The following is a 21,043-nucleotide window of genomic DNA, read 5'->3' as shown; positions in this document are numbered from 1 at the left end:
TGCCCCTTCTCGTCCATTTCCCCTACCCATACCCTCCCAAGAGTTTCTCCCAGAACGATATTACGGGAATTTTCTCTTGTCAGCGGGTAGCAGCCGCCTGCAGGGCGTATATCAGACCAAGTCCATCGCCTGAGCGGAGCACAGTCCGCGAATCGACGGCGAAATATCGGGACGCCAATCGGTGACCACTCTGCATCGAATCTGAGTTGTCGTGTCAGTGATACGACAACTACTCAAGAATTCTCCTCGCTCACCTACGCTCGTCTACGCCAACGCAGGTTTCCTTCGCAGAGCATCCCCGGAACAATTCTCCATGTCGATGGGGCGTGCCGGAGGAGATGATATGAGCGTACCCCAACAACTGCTTACCCTACTAATCGAAGACTTGGCGAAGAAACTCGTGCGCGACTATCTTGCAGAGAAATCCGCGTTGGATAGCGCAGAATCGCTGATCTGTTCAAATCGGGTTCCGTTGCCACCCATCGACAAGGTGGCGTAGATTCCGGTCATGCGAACCGCCGCCTACGCTCGATACAGCAGCGATCTTCAATCTCCCGCCAGCATCGATGACCAGTTGCGCAACATTCGTGCGCGCTGTGATCGAGAAGGTTGGCCCGCACCGATGGTGTTTGCGGACGCGGCAGTCAGCGGCGCACGCGCGGATCGTCCGCAATATCAGGCTATGCTCGCAGCGGCTTCGTCGAAGCGGTTCGACGTTCTTCTGATCGATGATCTGTCGCGATTCTCGCGCGATAAAGACGACTGCGGTAAAGCGCTCAAGCGTTTGAGTTTCGCCAACATCCGCGTAATCGGCGTCAGCGATGGAATCGACACCGCTGCCAAAGGGCACAAGGTCAACGCCGGCCTGCGCGGGCTGATGGCGGAGTTGTACCTCGATGATCTCGCCGAGAAGACGCATCGCGGACTCACCGGGCGCGCGCTCGCAGGTGCCAGCGCCGGTGGCCTGCCCTATGGCTACCGTGTCGCCGGAACAGGAATGCGCGTCATCGACTCCGAGCGCGCCGAAGTTGTGCGTCGGATATTTGTCGACTACATTGCTGGCAAGTCGGCGCATGCCATTGCGGCAGCACTGAATGCTGAACGCGTACCGCCGCCGCGCGGGCGTAGTTGGGCGGTCAGCGCGATCTACGGTGACGTGAAGCGTGGCATCGGTATCCTCGCCAATCCGATTTACGCTGGTCGGCAAATTTGGAACCGCAGCCGTTGGACGAAAGACCCTGACACCGGGCGACGTGTGCGCGCCGAACGGCCGGAATCGGAATGGATCATCACCGAACAGCCCGAACTGGCGGTCGTCGACAAGCCAACGTGGGAGCGCGCGCAAAGCGAAATGCGCCGCCGTGCAAATCCGCGCGCCGAAGGCAAACGCTGTGGTGCCGGTCGCGTTCCGCGATACATCCTGACGGGCATCCTACGTTGCCCTAAATGCGATGGCCCGATGGTTGTCGTCAACCGCACGCACTACGGGTGCGCCGCGCACAAGGATCGAGGTGATGCGATTTGCGCAAACGGAGAAACGATTGCTCGTTCGCGTATTGAACCCGCCCTCCTTTCGGGCATTCGTGACGATCTGCTCTCGTCGGATGCTTGGCGTCGAGCACAGCGAATCATCACCGAGGAGATGAAGGCGCAGGCACCCGACCTGAGCGCTTTGCAAGCACGCATCGCCGCCGCGAATCGCGTCCGCGAAAACGTGGCCTCGGCGATCCGTGCCGGCATCATCACGCCGACGACTCGCGCCGAGTTGCTGGCCGCCGAGGCCGAGCAGGAAGCAGCTCAAGCGGAACTGGATGTTGCAAAAACGTTCCACCCCGCGCAGATGATCCCGCGCGCAAAGGAGCGTTGGGAGCGCTTGGTGCGCGATCTCGAAAACGCGAAAGACGTACCTACGACAAGAGAAACCCTGCGCGCCATCACTGGCGGCAGGGTTGAGATTCAGCGTGAAGGTGAAACGCTGTATGCCGTGGTCGGCGTTAGCAAGATAGAAATGGTAGCGGGGGCAGGATTTGAACCTACGACCTTCGGGTTATGAGCCCGACGAGCTGCCAGACTGCTCCACCCCGCACCAGAGCCGCTATTCTAGTCTCAGACTACGGCATTTTGCAAGGACGCCAGACCAGTGCCGGATTGCTTCGACCTCAACCGGCCCCCATCGCCCGGTAGCACCAGCCCAGCAGCGGGCCGAAGAACAGGCCGAGAAACAGCAGGGCGGCACCGTTGATCGAGAGGATCCAGCGCAGCGGGATGTCCTGCGGCAGCGCGAGTGCGCCCTTCTGCACCGGCGGATCGAAATACATGACCTTGATCACGCGCAGGTAGTAGAACGCGCCGACGATGGCGAACACGATCGCGGCGATCGCGAGCCACATCATGCCGGCGTCGATCGCCGCCTTGAGCACCATGAGCTTGGCGAAGAAGCCGAACAGCGGCGGAATGCCGGCGAGCGACGCCATCACCAGCAGCACGACGAAGGCATACCACGGATTGCGCTGGTTGAGGCCCTTGAAGTCGTCGATCTCCTCGGCCTCGAAGCCGGCGCGCGCGAGCAACTGGATCGAGCCGAACGCGGCGGTCGCCATGATCGCGTAGGCAATCGCGTAGAACATCGCGGCGGCGTAACCCGAGGGCGTGCCATTGGCGAGGCCGAGCAGCAGAAAGCCGACGTGCGAAATAGTCGAGTAAGCGAGCATGCGCTTCAAGTTCGTCTGCGCGATCGCCACGACATTGCCGATGGCGAGCGACAACACGGCGAGCACGGCCAGCATCTCGCCCCAGTGCGGATGCAGGCCGCCGAGAGCGCCATCGAGCAGACGCCAGGCCATGCCGAACGCGGCGATCTTCGGCGCGGAACCGATGAACGTGGTAACCGCGGTCGGCGAACCCTGGTAGACGTCGGGCAGCCACATGTGGAACGGCGCGGCGCCGAACTTGAAGCCGATGCCGGCGACGAGGAAGACAAGGCCGAACGCGAGCAGGGTCTGGTGCGAGCTGCCGGCGGCGAGCGAGGCAACCGCGTGGATCTTCTGCAGGTCGAGCGTACCGGTTGCGCCATAGATCATCGACATGCCGTACAGGAGGATGCCCGAGGCGAGCGCGCCGAGCACGAAGTACTTCATCGCCGCTTCGGACGACAGCGGCGAATCGCGGTTCAGCGCGACCAGCGCATACGAGGACAGCGTCAGCAATTCGAGGCCGACGTAGATCATGACCAGACTGCCGGCGGAAACGAGCAGCATCATGCCCAGTGTCGCAAACAGGCAGAGCAGATAGAACTCGCCAACGTGGAGATTGCGATCCCTGAGATAGGTGCGGGCGTAGACGAATACCGCGAGCACAACCAGCAGGATGAAAACCTTCAGCAGCCTCGAGACGGCATCGTGCACGAACATGCCGGAGAAGCCACGCCCGGGCTCGGCGGGAAAACCGACGACGAGCACCAGCGTCGCGACGAGCACGGCGATCGACAGCCAATGCGTGAGATCGCGTTGCGCCGGCTTGATGACGAGATCGACCGCGAGCACGGCGCAGATCGCGAACAGCAGGAACGCTTCGGGCAGCAGCAGGAAGAGATCGTGAAGGCTGAAAGGCATGTTCTTGAGTCTCACTGGAGCACACGTTCCTGTGTGCAGAATCAAAAAGCAGCCATCCCGACTGCATTTTTCAATTTATCCCGCTTTGACGATCAGCAATTGATCGACGACATGCCTGACCGAGGCATCCATCAGATGGGTCAACGGCGCCGGCCAGATGCCGAACAGCAGGGTCGCCGCCGCGAACGCGCCGAGTACCAGCGCCTCGCGTGGATTGATGTCCTTGAGCTTGGCGACGTGATCGTTGGTCACCTCGCCCCAGATCACGCGCTTGACCAGCCACAGCGTGTACGCCGCCCCGATGATCAGGGTGAACGCGGCGAGCGCGGCGATCCAGAAGTTCGACTGGAAGCTTGCGAGGATGACCATGAACTCGCCGACGAAACCGCTCGTGCCGGGCAGGCCGCAATTGGCCATCGAGAAGAACACCCAGAAAGCGGCGAACCACGGCATCGTGTTCACGACGCCGCCGTAGTCGCGGATCATGCGCGTGTGCATGCGATCGTAGACGACGCCGATGCACGAGAACATCGCGCCCGAGATGAACCCGTGCGAGATCATCTGCACCATCGCGCCGGAAACGCCGAGGTGGGCCGCGTCCTTGTTGCCGGTCACGCGCACGAGCGCGAGCGCAATGAAGATGCCGAGCGTGACGAAGCCCATGTGCGACACGGACGAGTACGCAATCAGCTTCTTCATGTCCTCCTGGACCAGGGCAACGTAGCCGATGTAGATCACCGCGATCAGCGACAGCGCAATCAGCAGCCAGGCGAAATGCTGGCTCGCATCAGGCGTGATCGGCAGCGAGAAACGCAGGAAACCGTAGCCGCCGATCTTCAGCATGATCGCCGCCAGGACGACCGAGCCGCCGGTCGGCGCCTCGACGTGTGCATCCGGCAACCATGTATGCACCGGCCACATCGGCACCTTGACCGCGAATGCGATCAGAAAGGCGAAGAACAGCCACGACTGCTGGGTCAGCGTGAGCTTGAGCGCCGCGAGCTGCGACAGCTCCCAACTACCCGCCTGCAGGTAGAGCCAGATCAACCCGACCAGCATGAAGATCGATCCCAGGAACGTGTAGAGGAAAAACTTCAAGGTCGCGTAGACGCGACGCGGCCCGCCCCAGATGCCGATGATGATGAACATCGGGATCAGCATGCCTTCGAAGAAGACGTAGAAAAGCAGCGCATCGAGCGCGCAGAATACGCCGATCATCAAGCCTTCGAGAACAAGGAGCGCGGCCATGTACTGATTGACCTTGTCGCGCACCGAATCCCAGGCCCCAAGGATGACGAGCACAGTGACGAAAGTCGTCAGCACGATCAGCGCGACCGAGATGCCGTCGGCGCCGAGGTGATAGTTCGCATTGATCGCGGCAACCCAGCGATGCTGCTCGAGGAACTGCATCGTGCCGGCGGCCGCATCGTAGCCGGTCAGCAGCAGAACGCTGACGATGAACGTCACGACAGACACGGCCAGCGCCAGCCAGCGCGCTTCTTTCGCCCGGTGCGTGCCCAATGCGAGCGCGGCGAATCCGCCAACGATCGGCAGCCAGATCAGGATGCTCAACAGCGATTGCATCATTCCGTCATTCCTATTCTTTTTTCGCTCGTCATTCCGGCATGGATTGCCGGAATCCCGTCGCCATGGACGGCAAATCCCACCAAACCGATTGCATGGCATCCCTGCAGTCTGGACCCGGGCAATCCATGCCCGGATGACGTTATTCAGTTATGCAACTCAACCACGAACAACCCACCACAATCCGCCGAGCAGGAATACCAGCCCGAGGATCATCGCGAACGCATAGGTGTACAGATAACCCGATTGCAGCCAGCGCACGACGCCCGCTGTGCGCGCGACCGCCGCAGCCGAGCCGTCGATCAGCACATTGTCGATCACGCCGACATCGCCGCCCTTCCACAGGCCACGCCCGAGCGCGACGCCGCCGCGCGCGAACACGGCCTGATAGATCGGATCGAACCAATACTTCTTGTCGAGCATGTTCCACAGCGGATACAGGGCGCTCCTGGCCTTGTCGGCGACGGCCGGATTGAACAGATAGATGTAGGTCGCCAGTGCGAAGCCGCAGAACGCCAGCAGGAACGGCGGCTGACCCAAACCGTGCAACGCCATCGACAACCAGCCCTGGAATTCGTGTGCCCCATCGCTTTGCGCATGCGCGACATGGATCGCGCTGCCGAAGTAGTCGCCGTGCAGCATCGCACCGACGGTCAGCGCGCCGATCACGATCGAGGGCACCGCCAGCGCCATCAGCGGCCAGGTGACGACGGCCGGCGATTCGTGCGGCTCATGCGCAAGATGTCCCGGCTCGTGATGACCATGGTTGTCGTGATCATCATGCCCGTGACCGTGACCATGCTCGACGACAAAACGCTCTTTGCCGTGGAACGTGAGATACAGCAGGCGGAAGCTGTAGAACGCGGTGACGAAGACGCCGAGCAGCACGCACCAATAAGCGTAATGCTGCGCCAGACCGCCATGATCCGATGCTTCCTTCACGGCCTCGATAATCGCGTCCTTCGAGTAGAAGCCGGCAAAGCCCGGCATGCCGGTGAGCGCCAGCGTGCCGATCCACGCGGTGATGAAGGTGATCGGCATGTACTTGCGCAGGCCACCCATGTAACGCATGTCCTGCTCGTGGTGCATGGCGATGATGACCGAACCCGCGCCGAGGAACAGCAGCGCCTTGAAGAACGCATGCGTCATCAGGTGGAACACCGCGGCCGAGTACGCCGACACACCGAGCGCGGCGGTCATGTAGCCGAGCTGCGACAGGGTCGAATATGCGACCACGCGCTTGATGTCGTTCTGCACGATGCCGATGAGCCCGGTGAAGAATGCCGTCGTCGCACCGATCACGAGCACGAACGTCAGTGCCGTCTCTGACAGTTCGAACAGCGGCGACATGCGCGCGACCATGAAGATGCCAGCGGTGACCATCGTCGCTGCGTGGATCAGCGCGGAGATCGGCGTCGGGCCTTCCATCGAATCGGGCAGCCAGACGTGCAGCGGCATTTGCGCCGACTTGCCCATCGCGCCGATGAACAGGCAGATGCAGATCACCGTCGCAGCCGACCACGGATCGCCGCCGAGGATCTCCAGCGTCTTGCCGTTGAGTACGTCGGTGTGCGCGAACACGGTCGCATAGTCGAGCGTGTGGAAGAAATAGAGCACACCGGCGATGCCGAGCAGGAAGCCGAAGTCGCCGACGCGGTTGACGAGGAACGCCTTCATGTTCGCGAACACCGCCGTCGGACGCTTGAACCAGAAGCCGATCAGCAGGTACGAAACCAGGCCCACCGCTTCCCAGCCGAAGAACAGCTGCAGGAAATTGTTGCTCATCACCAGCATCAGCATCGAGAAGGTGAACAGCGCGATGTAGCTGAAGAAACGCTGGTAGCCGTCGTCCTCTGCCATGTATCCGATCGTGTAGACATGCACCATCAGCGAGACGAATGTGACGACGACCATCATCATCGCGGTGAGGCGGTCGACGAGGAAGCCGACGTGCGCATCGATGGCGCCGACCTGGAACCAGGTGTAGACATTGGCGTTGTAGTTCTGCGCCCCGCCCCAGACGAGTTGGTAGAGCACGTAGAACGACAGCACGCAAGAGAGCGCTACGCCGGCAATCGTGACCGTGTGCGCGCCGATGCGGCCGACCTGGTTGCGAAAAATGCCGGCAACGACTGCGCCGACCAGCGGCGCGAGCGCGATGATCAGCAGAATGGTGGGATTGAGACTCATGCCGATCAGCCTTTCATCGAATCGATTTCGCCGACGTTGATCGTCGCGCGGTTGCGGAACAGCGTCACGAGGATCGCCAACCCGATCGCCGACTCCGCCGCCGCCACGGTCAGGATGAAGAACACGAACACCTGCCCGTCAACATTGCCGAGAAAACGCGAGAACGCGACGAAGTTCGTATTCACCGCGAGCAGCATCAGCTCGATCGACATCAGCAGCACGATGACGTTCTTGCGGTTGATGAAGATGCCGGCGACGGAGATGCAGAACAGGATCGTGCCGAGCACGATGTAGTGCGACAGCGTGATCATGGCGTGCCTCCCTTGCTGACGCTCTCCATTTTGACGATGCGGATGCGCTCGCTCGCCTTGACCGCAACCTGCCTGGCAGGATTCTGCGACTTGACTCCGGTGCGGCGGCGCAAGGTCAGCACCACGGCGGCGACCAGCGCAACGGTCAGGATCACCGCGGCGACTTCGAACGGCAGCAGGAACTGGGTGAACAGCGCATTGCCGAGCCAGGCCGTGTTCGATGCTCCAGCGGGATCGGGCGGCAACGCCTGCGCCGACATCGCCTTGAGCCCGATCAGGCCCAGCATTTCCACAAGCATGACCAGTGCGACGACGGCGCCGACCGGCAGGTAGCGCACGAAACCCTCGCGCAGCGGCTCGACCTTGATGTCGAGCATCATCACCACGAACAGGAACAGCACCATGACCGCGCCGACATAGACGAGCACCAGTGCAACCGCGAGAAACTCCGCCTGAAGCAGCAGCCACAACGCTGCCGCGGTGAAGAACGTCAACACCAGCAGCAGTGCGGCGTGCACGGAATTCTTCACCGTGATCACGCCGAGCGCCGCGATCAGCAGCACGAAGGAAAACAGATAGAACAAAATCAGTTCGAAACTCATGGACGCCTCGCCAACGTATCTTCTCAACGATAGGCCGCGTCTTGCGCGCGCGCCGCTGCAATGTCTTTCTCGAAACGATCACCAATTGCCAGCAATTGCGGCTTGGTCACGATGTTTTCGCCGCGCTTCTCGAAGTGGTATTCGTGGATGTTGGTCTCGACGATCGAGTCGACCGGGCAGCTTTCCTCGCAGAAGCCGCAGTAGATGCACTTGAACAGGTCGATGTCGTAGCGCGTCGTGCGCCGCGTGCCGTCCGCGCGCTGCTCGGAATCGATCGTGATCGCCAACGCCGGGCACACCGCCTCGCACAGCTTGCAGGCAATGCAGCGCTCCTCGCCATTCGGGTAGCGGCGCAGCGCGTGCAAGCCGCGGAAACGATTCGACTGCGGAATCTTTTCCATCGGATAGCGCATCGTGTACTTGGGCTTGAACATGTATTTGCCGGTCAGTGCGAGCCCCTTGAGCAGCTCGAGCAGAAACAGGCTTTTGAAATAGCGAACGACAGCGGTCATCTTGATTACACCTTGCCCGGACCGACGATGTTGAAGTACACGAGGCAGCCCGCGACGAGCACCCAGACGATCGTGATGGGCACGAAAACTTTCCAGCCCAGACGCATGATCTGGTCGTAGCGGTAGCGCGGGAACGCGGCGCGAAACCAGAGATAGAAAAACGCGAAGCCGAATGCCTTGGCGAACAGCCACCACCAACCGTCGGCGGAAAGGAAACCCCAACCGGCGCCATGGAACGGCGAAAGCCAGCCGCCGAGGAACAGCACGGAGGCGAGAAACGAAATCAGGATCATGTTCGCGTATTCGGTGAGGAAGAACACCGCGAACGGCGCACCCGAATACTCGACGTGGAAGCCGGCGACGATTTCCGATTCGCCCTCGGCGACGTCGAACGGCGCGCGATTGGTCTCGGCCACGCCCGAGATGAAATAGATGACGAACAGCGGCAGCAGCGGCAGCCAGAACCACGAGAACAGACCGTAGTGGCCGCCCTGCGCGCGCACGATGTCGGACAAATTCAGACTTCCCGCGCAGATCAGCACGCCGACCAGCGCCATGCCCATCGCGATTTCGTAGGACACCACCTGCGCGGCCGAGCGCATCGCGCCGAGCATCGCGTACTTCGAGTTCGACGACCAGCCGGCGAGGATGATGCCGTAGACGCCGAGCGAGGTCATCGCGAGCAGATAGAGCAGACCGGCATTGACGTCGGCCAGCACAACCTTGTCGTCAAACGGCACGACTGCCCAGGCGGCGAACGCCGGCACCAGCGCGATCAGCGGCGCGACGACGAACAGGAACTTGCTCGCCGACTGCGGCATGAAGTATTCCTTCAGCAGCAGCTTGAACACGTCGGCGAAGGTCTGCGCGAGTCCCGCCGGACCGACACTGTTCGGCCCCATGCGCACGTGCATCCAGCCGAGCACCTTGCGCTCCCACCAGACATAGAGCGCGACCGACAGGATCACCGGCACGGCGATCGCGAGGATGCAGAGCACGAGCCAGACGACGAGTCCGCCGACGCCGAACATCGAGACGAGCGGATCGTGAATCCAGGAATGGAAGAAATGGGAAAGCACGCGGTCAGGCCCTCGTTATCGTCAGTGCGCCGCCATTGCCCGGCAGCGCGCGCGTCTGCTTCCAGGTCTTTTCGATCCACGCGCCGCCGCGCGGTACCGCACGCGTCACCACGACCGGCAATTCCACCGTCGCCGCGCCGGCACTGACCTTCGCCTTGCCGCCGTTGCCCAGGCCGAGCGCCAGCGCATCCTCCGGGTGCAGACCAACGGAACAAACCCCGGTGAGCGGATGCGCCTGCAGTGCGGGCGAACGGCGCAGGATCGCATCGCTGCGGTAGATCGGCACGGTGGAGATACGCTCGAACGCTCCCGCTTCGACCGAAGCGGTCGTCGAGGGCGCCATTGCAGCGGACGCCGCCGCCGAAGATTTCGTCGCGAGCGCATCGGCGACGGCCGCCCGCACTTCGCTGAATTCGGTGAAGCCGAACCCCTGCAAACCCAGCGCGGCACCGAGCGCACGCAACACCTTCCACCCCGGCCGCGCGTCGCCCGACAGTTTTGCGCCGGCGGCGACTGTCTGTACGAAGCCATCGACGTTCACATAACTGCCGTCGACTTCCGGCGGCAGGCCGACCGGCAGCACGACTTGCGCAGTGCGCTTCACGCCGTTGCAGGCAAACGCGCCGATGTAGACGGCGAATGGCGCGTTGTCGCGCGCGATGTCGTAAGCTGCCGGCGAGCTCGTGTCTTCGGCGCCCAGGTGATAGCTGATCAACGCCTTGGTCGGCTGCGCGAGCAGCGCCGCGGCATTGCGCCCGTTCGCGCGCGGTTGCGCGCCGACGCGTGCGAGACCGACTGCATTCGCACCATCGGCAAGTTCGTTGAACGAACTGTCCGTCGCTTGGGCAAGCGCCTTCGCAAGTGCACGCAGCAACGAGGCTTGCGCTTGGTGCACGGCATCGTTGCCGAAGATCAGCACCGAGTCGCTCGCCTCGCACAGTGCCTTCACCGCCGCGCGGTGCGCGTCGGTCGGCTTCGCCGCATCGACCACGGCTGCGACATTCGCGGGCACGCTGGCGCCGCCTTCGCGCGCCGCCGCGACCAATGCGGCAAGTTCGCCGACCAACTGCGACGGCAGCACGATGAATTTTCCGCCGAGGTTGAAATCGAAGTTGAAGTCGTAATCGAGCGCGTTGACCGCAAACACCTTCGCGCCGGCCTTCCAGGCCTTGCGGATGCGGTGTCCGAGCAACGGCATTTCGTGACGTGGATTGCTGCCGATGAGCAGAATCGCCTTCGCCTTCTCGATCTGCGCGACCGGCATTTCGAACGTAGCGCCCGCCGGACCGCCGTCGGCGAAATCGGCAACGCGCAGGCGATGATCGATGTTGTCGCTGCCGAGGCCGCGCACGATTTGCGCGAGCAGATGGCCTTCCTCGCTCGACACGTACGGAGCAACCAGCGCACCGACATCGGTGCCACATTTCTTCAAGCCGTCGGCGGCGAAGGCGATCGCCTCTTCCCACGAGGTTTCGACGAGCTCGCCGTTCTTGCGCACGAGAGGTTTTGTCGCGCGATCATCCGCATACAAACCCTGATGCGAATAGCGGTCGCGATCGGACAGCCAGCATTCGTTGATCGCTTCGTTGTCGCGCGGCACGGTGCGCAGCACTTCGCCGCGGCGCGTGTGCAGCCACAGGTTCGAGGCCAGCGCGTCGTGATAGCCGATCGACTCGCGCGCGATCAGCTCCCACGGGCGCGCCCGGAAGCGGAATACCTTGTTGGTCAGCGCACCAACCGGGCAGACATCGATGATGTTGCCGCCGAGTTCCGAATCGATCGTCTTGCCGATGTAGGTGCCGATTTCCAGATGCTCGCCGCGGCCCATGCCGCCAAGCTCCGGCGAACCGGCGACTTCGGTCATGAAGCGCACGCAGCGCGTGCACTGGATGCAGCGCGTCATCTCGGTTTCGATCAGCGGGCCGAGATCCTCGTCAGGCACGACGCGCTTGCGCTCGACGAAACGCGAGACCGAGCGGCCGTAGCCCATCGACAGGTCCTGCAGTTCGCACTCGCCGCCCTGATCGCAGATCGGGCAATCGAGCGGATGATTGATCAGCAGGAATTCCATGACGTTGCGCTGCGCCGACAGCGCCTTCTGCGAAGCGGTCCTGATCTTCATGCCCTCGGCGACCGGCGTCGCACACGCGGGCTGCGGCTTCGGCATCGGCTTGCCGCCCATCTCGACCTCGACCATGCACATGCGGCAGTTCGCGGCGATCGGCAGCTTTTCGTGATAGCAGAAACGCGGAATGGGAATGCCGGCCTTGTCGGCGCCGGCGATGATCATCGAATTCTTCGGCACCTGCAGCGCCTTGCCGTCGATTTCGATGTTGACGAAATCGGGCGGTGCGGCGGGCGCGGTCGGCTGCGCACTCATGCGGCAACTCCCATGGGCGCATCGACAATGCTGCGGCCATTCTTGATGTAGTACTCGAACTCGGGCCAGAACTGGCGCAGGAAACCCTGCACCGGCCAGGCGGCGGCTTCGCCGAACGCGCAGATCGTATGTCCTTCGATTTGCCCGGCCGCCGATTTCAGCATGTCGAGATCGCCAAGCTGGGCCTTGCCTTCGACGATGCGCGAAAGCATGCGGTACATCCAGCCGGTGCCTTCGCGGCAGGGCGTGCACTGGCCGCAGGACTCTGCGTAATAGAAGCGGCTGATGCGATGGCAGGCACGCACCATGCACGTCGTCTCGTCCATGACGATGACCGCGCCGGAGCCCAGGCCCGATCCGGCCTTCTGGATCGCATCGTAATCCATGGTCAGGCCCATCATCGTGTCGGCCTTGAGCACCGGCATCGACGAACCGCCCGGAATCACCGCCTTGAGCTTGTTGCCGTTGCGCACGCCGCCGGCCATCTCGAGCAGCTCGGAAAACGGCGTGCCGAGCTTGATCTCGTAGTTGCCCGGCTTGTTGACGTGGCCCGACACGGAAAAAATCTTCGGGCCGCCGTTGTTCGGTTTGCCCTGGGCGAGAAACCACTCGGCGCCCTTGTTGAGGATCGTCGGCACCGAAGCGTAGGTCTCGGTGTTGTTGATCGTGGTCGGCTTGCCGTAGAGGCCGAACCCGGCCGGGAACGGCGGCTTGAAACGCGGCTGGCCCTTCTTGCCTTCGAGCGATTCCATCAGCGCGGTTTCTTCGCCGCAGATGTAGGCGCCGGCGCCGAGCGCGGTGTAGATATCGCAATCAATGCCGCTGCCGCCGATGTTCTTGCCGAGCAGACCCGTCGCGTAGGCTTCCTTCAGCGCCGCTTCGAAATGCTCGAACGGCTCGTGGTGGAATTCGCCGCGTAGATAGTTGTAGGCGACGCTCGAACCGGTCGCGTAGCAGGCGATCGCCAGACCCTCGACCACCGCGTGCGGGTTGAAGCGCAGGATATCGCGATCCTTGCAGGTACCCGGCTCGGACTCGTCCGAATTGCACAGGATGTATTTCTGCATCGTGCCTTTCGGCATGAACGACCACTTCAAGCCGGTCGGAAAGCCGGCGCCGCCGCGACCGCGCAGCGAACTCTTTTTCAATTCATCGACGATCGAAGCCGGATCGGGCTTCTCGGCGAGGATCTTCTTCCACGCCTTGTAGCCGTCGACTTTGAGATAGCTGTCCATCGACCAGGGCGTGTCGAAGTTCAGCGTCGTGTAGACGACCTGGTGTTCCTGCGGTGCGGGGCCCACTGCCATAGATATTTGCCTTCAAAGCCGGACGCGACGAGTCACGCCCCTGCAAGTTCCTATTTCAATCCGTCGAGAATCTGATCCACCGATTCCGGCGTCAGCTTTTCGTGATAGTGGCCGTTGACCACCATCATCGGCGCGCCGCAGCAGGCTGCGAGGCACTCCTCTTCCTGTTTGAGATAAACGCGACCATCCGGCGTCGACTCGCCGACCTTGATGCCGAGCTTCTTCTCGCAATGCTTGAGAATCCCCTCGCCGCCGTTGAGCCAGCACGAGATGTTCGTGCACACGGCGACGTTGTTGCGGCCGACCGGCGTGGTCTCGAACATCGAGTAAAAGCTTGCGACTTCGTAGCCCCACACCGCCGGCAGGCCGAGGTACTTCGTCACCGCCGTGATCAGTTCGTCGGTCAGGAAGCCACCATTCTGCTCCTGCGCCGCGAACAGCGCCTGGATCAGCGCCGAGCGCTTGCGGTCGGGCGGAAACTTGGTCAGCCAATGGTCAATGTGTTCGCGCGTGTGCGCGTTGAGCGCGACGAGCGGATCGACGTCCTTGACTTCGGCGTAATGGCCGGTTGCTTTCATCTTCAAATACCTTTAACGGTCGATCTCGCCGAACACGACATCGTAAGTACCGATCATCGCGACGACGTCGGGCAGCATGTGGCCGCGCACGATCGCGTCCATCGACGACAGGTGGGCGAAGCCCGGCGCGCGCAGCTTGCAGCGGAACGGCTTGTTCGCGCCGTCGGAAATCAGATAGCAGCCGAACTCGCCCTTCGGCGCTTCGACCGCCGCGTAGGTCTCGCCCGCGGGCACGCTGTAGCCTTCACTGAACAATTTGAAATGATGGATCAGCGCTTCCATGTCGTCCTTCATTTCCTCGCGCTTCGGCGGCGCGACCTTGAAGTTGCGCGCGATCACCTCGCCCGGATTCTTCTTCAGCCACTCCACGCACTGCGCGATGATGCGGTTCGACTGGCGCATCTCCTCCACGCGCACGAGGTAGCGGTCGTAGCAGTCGCCCTGCACGCCGACCGGAATGTCGAAATCCATCTTGTGATACATCGCATAGGGCTGCTTCTTGCGCAGGTCCCATTCGATGCCCGAGCCGCGCAGCATCGGCCCGGTCATGCCCCAGGCCAGCGCCTGCTCGGGCGGAACCACGCCGATGCCAACCGTGCGCTGCTTCCAGATGCGGTTGTCGGTCAGCAGCGTTTCATACTCGTCGACCTTGCCCGGGAAATCCCGGGTGAAGGCGTCGAGATAGTCGAGCATCGAGCCTTCGCGCCATTCGTTGCGCTGCGCGAGATCGCGGCCCTTGTGCCAGCGCGACTCCTTGTATTTCGGCATGCGGTCCGGCAGGTCGCGGTAGACGCCGCCCGGGCGATAGTAAGTCGCGTGCATGCGCGCGCCCGACACGGCCTCGTAGCAGTCCATCAACTCCTCGCGCTCGCGGAACGCGTAGAGAAACACCGCCATTGCGCCGAGGTCGAGCGCGTTCGAGCCGATCCACATGAGGTGATTGAGGATGCGCGTGATCTCGTCGAACATCGTGCGGATATACTGCGCGCGCACCGGCGCGTCGATGCCGAGCAGGGTTTCGATCGCGCGCACGTAGGCGTGCTCGTTGCACATCATCGAGACGTAGTCGAGGCGGTCCATGTAGCCGATCGACTGGTTGAACGGTTTCGACTCCGCGAGCTTTTCGGTGCCGCGATGCAGCAGGCCCACATGCGGGTCGGCGCGCTGGATCACCTCGCCGTCGAGCTCGAGCACGAGGCGCAGCACGCCGTGCGCCGCGGGATGCTGCGGGCCGAAGTTGATCGTGTAATTCTTGATTTCTTGCATGGATTGTCAGCAGGCTCAAACACCAAAATCAAAAAAATCACCACGAAGACACGGAGGGCACGGAAAGGCGCTGGAGATCAGAAAATGAACGCGAAGATATTGAATTGCGTTTCTCCGTGCTCACCACGTCTTCGTGGCGAATCTTGTCCGCTCCCGCACTTCGATTCACTTCATCCCTGCCGCAGATTCGGCCTGTGCCTGCTCGTAGCGCGAATCGTCGCGCACAACGCGCGGCACGCCTACGCGCGGTTCGACCGACGTCACCGGCTCGTAGATCACGCGGCCGAGCGCTTCGTCGTAGCGCACCTCGACATTGCCGATCAACGGGAAATCCTTGCGGAACGGGTGACCGACAAAACCGTAGTCGGTGAGGATGCGGCGCAGGTCAGGATGCCCCTCGAAGACGATGCCGAACAGGTCGAAGGCCTCGCGCTCGAACCAGTTCACGCCCGGCCAGATGCCGGTCAGCGATGGCACCACGGGCAGCGCGTCGTCCTGCGCATGGCAGCGGATGCGCACACGCTGATTGTTCTTGATCGAGAGCAGATGCGCTACCGCGGCAAAACGCTTGTGCCCCGCGCCGACGATCGGGCGATTCGACCACTTGAAGCGACCCGGGCCCTCGCCTTCCACGCCGCGCGAGAATCCGGTCGAGGATACGTCAGTCGTGTCCCATTCGGTCTGGCCATAGCCGAGATAGTCGACGCCACAGACATCGACGCATTGCTCGAAATGGAACTCGACCTCGTCGCGCAGCGCCTGCGCCACGGCAAGCCAGTTTTCCGGCAGCACCTCGACGGTAGTTTCGTCGAACGATCCGGTGGCCGAAACGACCTTGCTGCCGAGTCGCGCAGCAATGCGTTGCGCGAGCGTCGTCGGCGCCGCGGCCGGGGCGGAATTTGCAGGCGTATCGGTCATGTGCGCGCGATGACGTTGTTGATGACGACCTGCTTCTGCGGCGAGTTGCCGGTCGCGATCTGCTTCTCGCCGATCGGGCTGGAACGGCGGATCTTCTTCTGCAACTGCAGGATGCCGTAGACCAGCGCCTCGGCGGTCGGCGGGCAGCCCGGCACGTAGACGTCAACCGGCACGATGCGGTCGCAACCGCGCACGACGGCATAGGAATAGTGGTAGTAGCCGCCACCGTTCGCGCACGAACCCATCGAGATGACCCACTTCGGATCGGGCATCTGGTCGTAGACGCGGCGCAACGCCGGCGCCATTTTGTTGACCAGCGTGCCGGCGACGATCATCACGTCCGACTGGCGCGGGCTCGGGCGGAACACGACGCCGTAGCGGTCGAGATCCAGGCGCGCCGCGCCGGCATGCATCATCTCGACCGCGCAGCAGGCCAGGCCGAACGTCATCGGCCACATCGAGCCCGTGCGTGCCCAATTGATCAGGCTGTCGAGCGAGGCGGTGACGAATCCACGCTCGAGGAGCGGATTGTCCTCGCCCGGGCGCAGGATGTCCTCCACCGGCCCGGTCGCCACCGGGTTGGTGAACAGGCGCTTCTCAATCGTGGTGTCGGTCACTCCCATTCGAGCGCCCCCTTCTTCCAGCAGTAGACGAAACCGAGCAGCAGCAGCGCGAGGAACATCGCCATCTCGACCAGCGCGACCAGGCCGATCTGCTTGAACACCACCGCCCACGGGAACAGGAACGCAATTTCAAGATCGAACAGGATGAACAGGATCGCGATCAGGTAGTAGCGCACGTCGAACTGCATGCGCGCATCCTCGAAGGCCTCGAAACCGCATTCGTAGGCTTCGGATTTTTCCTTGTTCGTGCTGCGCGGACCGAGCACGGCACCGATCAACAGCAGGGCGACACCGATACCGCCGGCGACCAGAAGGAACAACAGAATCGGGAAATATTCAGCCAGCACGCAAAGCCTCCGCATCAACTCCCTGACGCATCAGCGGCTGCGCCTCGAAGCGCAGCCCATCCAGAAACCAGTCGAAACTTACCACTTGGCGCAAGCCGCATCGCGAAGGAACACGCGACAGATCCGCAACCCGGGCCACCAAACGGCTGCGACTCGAACGAGTATGATAGTCCGCGCATTCAGTCTTGCCAACGCTTGCGCGACGCAACATCTTGTGATTCTTGCTCCGCGCGACAGGCCAGCTCACGCCGACAAGTCGCGGCTTGCGTGTATTCTTGCCCAATTGCCTGTTCGAGAGTACCCATGTCCCGCCGCAAACTCGTCGCCGGAAACTGGAAAATGCATGGCTTGCGCGCCTCGGCACACGAGCTGGTCGATACGATCGCGCGCGCGCGCGCCGCTGGCGCGCTGGACGCCATGGATGTCGCGATCCTGCCGCCGAACATCTACCTGGCAGACCTCGCCGCGCGCCATGCCGGCGCAAACCTGATCTTCGGCGCGCAGGACGTGAGCGAGCACCAGCAAGGCGCGTACACGGGCGAAACCGCCGCGACGATGGTGCGCGACATCGGCGCGACGCACACCCTGGTCGGCCACTCGGAGCGTCGCACCCTGCATCACGAGAACGCGTTCTGCGTCGCGGAGAAATTCGCGCGCGCGCAGGCAGCCGGCTTGACGCCGATCCTGTGCATAGGCGAGACCCTGGAACAACGCGACCGTGGCCAGGCCTTCGTCGTCGTCGCCGAACAGTTGGGCGCGACGATGGCCGCTTCGGGCGTCGCCGCGCTGGAAAACGCCGTCGTCGCCTACGAACCGGTCTGGGCGATCGGCACTGGTCGCACCGCGACGCCGGCGCAGGCACAGGAAATGCACGCATTCATCCGTAGCAAAGTCGCCGACCTGGATGCTAGAATAGCCGGCTCGCTCCGCATCCTTTACGGCGGCAGCGTCAAGCCGGGCAACGCGGCCGAGCTGTTCGCGCAGGCGGACATCGACGGCGGCCTGATCGGCGGCGCTTCGCTCGTGGCGGCGGATTTCCTCGCGATCTGCGCCGCGGCGCAATCCTGATTTCCCGGGTTCGACAATGGTCCTCACTCTTTTCAACATCCTCTACGTGCTCATCGCGGTAGCGATGACCATCCTGATCCTGCTCCAGCGCGGAGCCGGCGCGCAGGCCGGCTCGGGCTTCGGCGGCGGTGCTTCGGGCACCGTGTTCGGTTCGCGCGGTGCGAGCAACTTCCTCTCGCGCAGCACCGCCATCCTCGCCACGATCTTCTTCCTGCTCAGCCTCGCCATGGCCTGGTACTTGAAGAACGCCGGCACGATCAAGACTGCGGACGACCTCGGCGTCATGGGTGCGCTGGATACGCCGAAGGCGACGGTGCCCGCGACTCCGGCCGCAACCACGGATATTCCCGCCGCACCCGCCACCGGCCCGGTCGTGCCCGCGACCAAGTCCGACGTGCCGGCAGCCCCCGCCGTGACCACGCCACCGGTCAAGCAGGAGGACACCCCGGCGAAGCGCCCGGACGCCAAAGCCGAGACGCACAAAGAAGCGCCAAAGAAGCCCTGATCCCTTTACCGGCACAAGCTGCGACAGGTATCATACGCGGCTCGCAGCGCGTCGACTCCAATCGATACGCGAAGGCAGCAACACAAATTGCCCAGGTGGCGGAATTGGTAGACGCACTACCTTGAGGTGGTAGCGCCGTAAGGTGTGGGGGTTCGAGTCCCCCCTTGGGCACCAATAACTAGTCCGACGCAGTTCAACGCCGTCCGGAAAACATCGAAAAAGCCCGCTCCCATGCGGGCTTTTTGTTTTCTGGCAGCGCAAGGCCGATTCCGCACTGCCGAGGCGAAAGTCGAACGCCTGCAGTCACGCCGATTCGGAACTTATGACAGATTCTCACAGCCCTCCTTGTTCGGGCGCCTTCTATTCCCCCGTCATATGCTGACGGATTGACAGTATTGCGCCTCCAGTAAGTCTGCTCCATTCAAGTCCCCTTCCCCAAAAGGTGCTCAAATTCTACGCCATGAGCCGTCAGCAAGCGGAGACGTTTCGGGCAAACAGGATCAAACGGCTCCTTGCCGGTGATTTTCAGTCAAGCTGCAACTCGCCTCGCATCACCTCGACCACACGACCGCCGACATGGATGCGCTGATCCGCATCGACAGTCAGATGCAGCAGACACGGCCGCCCGGTTGCCGCGCCCTGATGCACGTCGAAGGCGAACGGCGCCTTTGAGCCATTGGCAAGCAGATAGCCACCAAGGTTCGCGCAGGCGGAGCCGGTGCCGGGGTCCTCAAGGATTGCCGCGGGCGAGCCCCAGAAATAGCGACTGATCACACGGGTCGCACCGTCGAACGCAAAGACATACGTCTGCGCCTCGCGCGCGTTGCTGCAATGATCGACGAAAGCGTCGAGTTGCGGTCGCGTACGCGTCACCGCGTCGACGTTTGCCAGCGGCACGATCAGTTGCTCGACGCCCGCGTTCATCCACAACGGCTCGCCGGCGATGTCATCCTCGTGCAGACCCAGCGCCAACGCGAGTTGCGCGCGCGTGAATTCGTAGGCGCGCCGCGTCGGTACGTTTGCGGTCAGCGTCCACATGTCGCCTTGCGCGCCGACCGGAATCACGCCAGCGTTGAGATGCAGACGCATTGCATCGCCCGCTCGCCCCAGCGCACGCAGCACATGCGCCGTGCCCAGTGTCGGGTGGCCGGCAAACGGCATCTCGAAGCTCGTGGTGAAGATGCGCACCCTGGCATCGGCTTCTGTCGAAGACGCTTGAGAAGTGCGGCCATGGACGGCCGCTTCGCGATCTTCGCGTTCAGGGACGATCGCAAAGACAAACGTCGTTTCGGCGAGGTTGAACTGCAGCGCGATCTGCTGCATTTCCTCGTCGCTCAATCCACTGGCGTCCTCGATGACGGCAAGCGGATTGCCACTCAGGCGTGATTCGGCAAAGACGTTGACGATGCGAAAACCATAGCTGCGACTCATGAACGAAAACCGATGAATGGAGAAGGAAGATCTCCATCATATCGGCCGCGTGCACGCGCAGCTACGTCGCCCAGCGCCTGCCGTTGCCCGCCTGCTTCACCGGCAGGCAGCCGTGATACGCGCCGGGGATCGCTGCATATTGCAGTACCTGCGTTGCGCCGGGTTGCGAGGTGAAGAAGCCGAGCAGGGTCAGTTCCTTGACTGTGAGGATGAAAGCGCGTTGATGCGCCGACGGCGCGGTCTCGGTGCGCTGCTGCAGCATCGCGGCGTCGTGGACTTCCTGCACGAGCGCTTTCTGCTTGCGTTCGCTCAAGACACGCTCGTCGGCAATCGCGGCGTCCTGGGATTTCCGCACGAGTGCCTTCTGCTGCGGCGGCGACAGTTTCACGAACGGTTTGTGCTGCGCCTCGCGCGCTGCCGCGTCGAAATCGCGCGCGCCCTGCAGGAAGCGGTCACGTGCATCCTGCGCATAGACGTCTTTCAGGATGCCGTCGATGAAGACGGGAACGCCGACGTCAAGCGCACCGGGTGTGTCGGTGCGCGGGATGAGGATGTCGGCGATGCGCGAAACGACAGCGAGTTCGTTCGCTCCGAGCACCGCGGGTTTCCAGTCGGTTCCCGGCTGCGCGGCATACCCGTCAAGCACGGCGAGCATGACCGGTGCGGAAATGGCGCCCCCCATCAACGCGGCGACCCGCTGCAATACTTCGCGACGATTCATCGTTCCGCCC

At 62.7% G+C, this 21,043-nt stretch carries 19 protein-coding genes and 2 tRNA genes; 4 read left to right on the top strand and 17 right to left on the bottom strand.

The window, feature by feature from the left end:
- Positions 1 to 508 precede the first annotated feature (508 nt).
- The gene (locus AC16HO_RS03515; protein WP_484335290.1) at positions 509 to 2,053 is read left to right on the top strand and encodes a recombinase family protein; all 1,545 of its coding nucleotides are present in this window, start codon (positions 509 to 511) and stop codon (positions 2,051 to 2,053) included.
- Here the strand turns inward: AC16HO_RS03515 and AC16HO_RS03510 are convergent.
- The 15 genes from AC16HO_RS03510 to AC16HO_RS03440 form a co-directional block, all read right to left on the bottom strand.
- Positions 2,010 to 2,086, bottom strand: a tRNA-Met gene (locus tag AC16HO_RS03510). The genes AC16HO_RS03515 and AC16HO_RS03510 overlap by 44 nt on opposite strands.
- Positions 2,087 to 2,159: 73 nt before the next feature.
- Entirely contained in the window at positions 2,160 to 3,611 is a 1,452-nt protein-coding gene (nuoN, locus tag AC16HO_RS03505) for an NADH-quinone oxidoreductase subunit NuoN (protein ID WP_395642817.1), read from the bottom strand.
- Between the two features lie 75 nt (positions 3,612 to 3,686).
- A complete protein-coding gene (locus tag AC16HO_RS03500) occupies positions 3,687 to 5,198 on the bottom strand; it encodes an NADH-quinone oxidoreductase subunit M (protein WP_395642818.1) in 1,512 nt (503 codons plus the stop codon).
- A 156-nt stretch (positions 5,199 to 5,354) separates the two neighbouring features.
- A complete protein-coding gene (gene nuoL, locus AC16HO_RS03495) occupies positions 5,355 to 7,385 on the bottom strand; it encodes an NADH-quinone oxidoreductase subunit L (protein ID WP_395642819.1) in 2,031 nt (676 codons plus the stop codon).
- 5 nt (positions 7,386 to 7,390) lie between these two features.
- A complete protein-coding gene (gene nuoK / locus AC16HO_RS03490; RefSeq protein WP_347262294.1) occupies positions 7,391 to 7,696 on the bottom strand; it encodes an NADH-quinone oxidoreductase subunit NuoK in 306 nt (101 codons plus the stop codon).
- Complete coding sequence (locus tag AC16HO_RS03485; RefSeq protein ID WP_395642820.1) at positions 7,693 to 8,298, bottom strand: NADH-quinone oxidoreductase subunit J; 606 nt, start codon at positions 8,296 to 8,298, stop codon at positions 7,693 to 7,695. Before AC16HO_RS03485 ends, nuoK begins: the two co-directional genes overlap by 4 nt.
- Positions 8,299 to 8,321: 23 nt before the next feature.
- A complete protein-coding gene (nuoI, locus tag AC16HO_RS03480) occupies positions 8,322 to 8,810 on the bottom strand; it encodes an NADH-quinone oxidoreductase subunit NuoI (protein ID WP_395642821.1) in 489 nt (162 codons plus the stop codon).
- A 5-nt stretch (positions 8,811 to 8,815) separates the two neighbouring features.
- Positions 8,816 to 9,841 (bottom strand): NADH-quinone oxidoreductase subunit NuoH, encoded by a 1,026-nt coding sequence (gene nuoH / locus AC16HO_RS03475; protein ID WP_395643048.1) that lies wholly within the window; start codon positions 9,839 to 9,841, stop codon positions 8,816 to 8,818.
- A gap of 52 nt (positions 9,842 to 9,893) precedes the next feature.
- Complete coding sequence (nuoG, locus tag AC16HO_RS03470; protein ID WP_395642822.1) at positions 9,894 to 12,269, bottom strand: NADH-quinone oxidoreductase subunit NuoG; 2,376 nt, start codon at positions 12,267 to 12,269, stop codon at positions 9,894 to 9,896.
- On the bottom strand, positions 12,266 to 13,576 hold the full coding sequence (nuoF, locus tag AC16HO_RS03465) for an NADH-quinone oxidoreductase subunit NuoF (protein ID WP_395642823.1): 1,311 nt from the start codon (positions 13,574 to 13,576) through the stop codon (positions 12,266 to 12,268). The genes nuoG and nuoF overlap by 4 nt, the downstream gene beginning before the upstream one ends.
- Before the next feature lie 50 nt (positions 13,577 to 13,626).
- Positions 13,627 to 14,154: an NADH-quinone oxidoreductase subunit NuoE gene (nuoE, locus tag AC16HO_RS03460; protein WP_395642824.1), complete on the bottom strand. Its 528-nt coding sequence runs from the start codon at positions 14,152 to 14,154 to the stop codon at positions 13,627 to 13,629.
- 12 nt (positions 14,155 to 14,166) lie between these two features.
- A complete protein-coding gene (locus tag AC16HO_RS03455) occupies positions 14,167 to 15,420 on the bottom strand; it encodes an NADH-quinone oxidoreductase subunit D (protein WP_395642825.1) in 1,254 nt (417 codons plus the stop codon).
- A gap of 165 nt (positions 15,421 to 15,585) precedes the next feature.
- Positions 15,586 to 16,338, bottom strand: a complete 753-nt coding sequence (locus tag AC16HO_RS03450; RefSeq protein ID WP_395642826.1) for an NADH-quinone oxidoreductase subunit C — start codon at positions 16,336 to 16,338, stop codon at positions 15,586 to 15,588.
- Positions 16,335 to 16,961, bottom strand: a complete 627-nt coding sequence (locus AC16HO_RS03445; protein ID WP_395642827.1) for a NuoB/complex I 20 kDa subunit family protein — start codon at positions 16,959 to 16,961, stop codon at positions 16,335 to 16,337. Before AC16HO_RS03445 ends, AC16HO_RS03450 begins: the two co-directional genes overlap by 4 nt.
- Positions 16,952 to 17,308 (bottom strand): NADH-quinone oxidoreductase subunit A, encoded by a 357-nt coding sequence (locus tag AC16HO_RS03440; protein WP_395642828.1) that lies wholly within the window; start codon positions 17,306 to 17,308, stop codon positions 16,952 to 16,954. The genes AC16HO_RS03445 and AC16HO_RS03440 overlap by 10 nt, the downstream gene beginning before the upstream one ends.
- A 303-nt stretch (positions 17,309 to 17,611) precedes the next feature.
- On the opposite strand from AC16HO_RS03440, the gene tpiA reads away from it, so the two are divergent.
- The 3 genes from tpiA to AC16HO_RS03425 all read left to right on the top strand — a co-directional run bounded on the left by tpiA (position 17,612) and on the right by AC16HO_RS03425 (position 19,055).
- Positions 17,612 to 18,376, top strand: coding sequence for a triose-phosphate isomerase (gene tpiA, locus AC16HO_RS03435; protein ID WP_395642829.1), 765 nt, complete (start codon positions 17,612 to 17,614; stop codon positions 18,374 to 18,376).
- A 16-nt stretch (positions 18,377 to 18,392) separates the two neighbouring features.
- On the top strand, positions 18,393 to 18,881 hold the full coding sequence (gene secG, locus AC16HO_RS03430; protein ID WP_395642830.1) for a preprotein translocase subunit SecG: 489 nt from the start codon (positions 18,393 to 18,395) through the stop codon (positions 18,879 to 18,881).
- Positions 18,882 to 18,970: 89 nt separating this feature from the next.
- Positions 18,971 to 19,055 (top strand) — tRNA-Leu (locus AC16HO_RS03425).
- A 351-nt stretch (positions 19,056 to 19,406) separates the two neighbouring features.
- Here AC16HO_RS03425 and AC16HO_RS03420 read toward each other — a convergent pair.
- Both AC16HO_RS03420 and AC16HO_RS03415 read right to left on the bottom strand, forming a co-directional pair.
- On the bottom strand, positions 19,407 to 20,312 hold the full coding sequence (locus tag AC16HO_RS03420) for a PhzF family phenazine biosynthesis protein (protein ID WP_395642831.1): 906 nt from the start codon (positions 20,310 to 20,312) through the stop codon (positions 19,407 to 19,409).
- A gap of 61 nt (positions 20,313 to 20,373) precedes the next feature.
- A complete protein-coding gene (locus tag AC16HO_RS03415; protein ID WP_395642832.1) occupies positions 20,374 to 21,033 on the bottom strand; it encodes a gluconate 2-dehydrogenase subunit 3 family protein in 660 nt (219 codons plus the stop codon).
- Positions 21,034 to 21,043: the final 10 nt, after the last annotated feature.

Source organism: Rudaea sp., assembly GCF_057139185.1.
This window is presented reverse-complemented; position numbering and strand designations above follow the sequence as displayed.

What these genes read in the sequence shown, in the direction of transcription:
- AC16HO_RS03515 (WP_484335290.1), top strand. Translation starts at nt 509, where the DNA reads ATGCGAACCGCCGCCTACGCTCGATACAGCAGCGATCTTCAATCTCCC.
- nuoN (WP_395642817.1), bottom strand. Translation starts at nt 3,611, where the DNA reads ATGCCTTTCAGCCTTCACGATCTCTTCCTGCTGCTGCCCGAAGCGTTC.
- AC16HO_RS03500 (WP_395642818.1), bottom strand. Translation starts at nt 5,198, where the DNA reads ATGATGCAATCGCTGTTGAGCATCCTGATCTGGCTGCCGATCGTTGGC.
- nuoL (WP_395642819.1), bottom strand. Translation starts at nt 7,385, where the DNA reads ATGAGTCTCAATCCCACCATTCTGCTGATCATCGCGCTCGCGCCGCTG.
- nuoK (WP_347262294.1), bottom strand. Translation starts at nt 7,696, where the DNA reads ATGATCACGCTGTCGCACTACATCGTGCTCGGCACGATCCTGTTCTGC.
- AC16HO_RS03485 (WP_395642820.1), bottom strand. Translation starts at nt 8,298, where the DNA reads ATGAGTTTCGAACTGATTTTGTTCTATCTGTTTTCCTTCGTGCTGCTG.
- nuoI (WP_395642821.1), bottom strand. Translation starts at nt 8,810, where the DNA reads ATGACCGCTGTCGTTCGCTATTTCAAAAGCCTGTTTCTGCTCGAGCTG.
- nuoH (WP_395643048.1), bottom strand. Translation starts at nt 9,841, where the DNA reads ATGTTCGGCGTCGGCGGACTCGTCGTCTGGCTCGTGCTCTGCATCCTC.
- nuoG (WP_395642822.1), bottom strand. Translation starts at nt 12,269, where the DNA reads ATGAGTGCGCAGCCGACCGCGCCCGCCGCACCGCCCGATTTCGTCAAC.
- nuoF (WP_395642823.1), bottom strand. Translation starts at nt 13,576, where the DNA reads ATGGCAGTGGGCCCCGCACCGCAGGAACACCAGGTCGTCTACACGACG.
- nuoE (WP_395642824.1), bottom strand. Translation starts at nt 14,154, where the DNA reads ATGAAAGCAACCGGCCATTACGCCGAAGTCAAGGACGTCGATCCGCTC.
- AC16HO_RS03455 (WP_395642825.1), bottom strand. Translation starts at nt 15,420, where the DNA reads ATGCAAGAAATCAAGAATTACACGATCAACTTCGGCCCGCAGCATCCC.
- AC16HO_RS03450 (WP_395642826.1), bottom strand. Translation starts at nt 16,338, where the DNA reads ATGACCGATACGCCTGCAAATTCCGCCCCGGCCGCGGCGCCGACGACG.
- AC16HO_RS03445 (WP_395642827.1), bottom strand. Translation starts at nt 16,961, where the DNA reads ATGGGAGTGACCGACACCACGATTGAGAAGCGCCTGTTCACCAACCCG.
- tpiA (WP_395642829.1), top strand. Translation starts at nt 17,612, where the DNA reads ATGTCCCGCCGCAAACTCGTCGCCGGAAACTGGAAAATGCATGGCTTG.
- secG (WP_395642830.1), top strand. Translation starts at nt 18,393, where the DNA reads ATGGTCCTCACTCTTTTCAACATCCTCTACGTGCTCATCGCGGTAGCG.
- AC16HO_RS03420 (WP_395642831.1), bottom strand. Translation starts at nt 20,312, where the DNA reads ATGAGTCGCAGCTATGGTTTTCGCATCGTCAACGTCTTTGCCGAATCA.
- AC16HO_RS03415 (WP_395642832.1), bottom strand. Translation starts at nt 21,033, where the DNA reads ATGAATCGTCGCGAAGTATTGCAGCGGGTCGCCGCGTTGATGGGGGGC.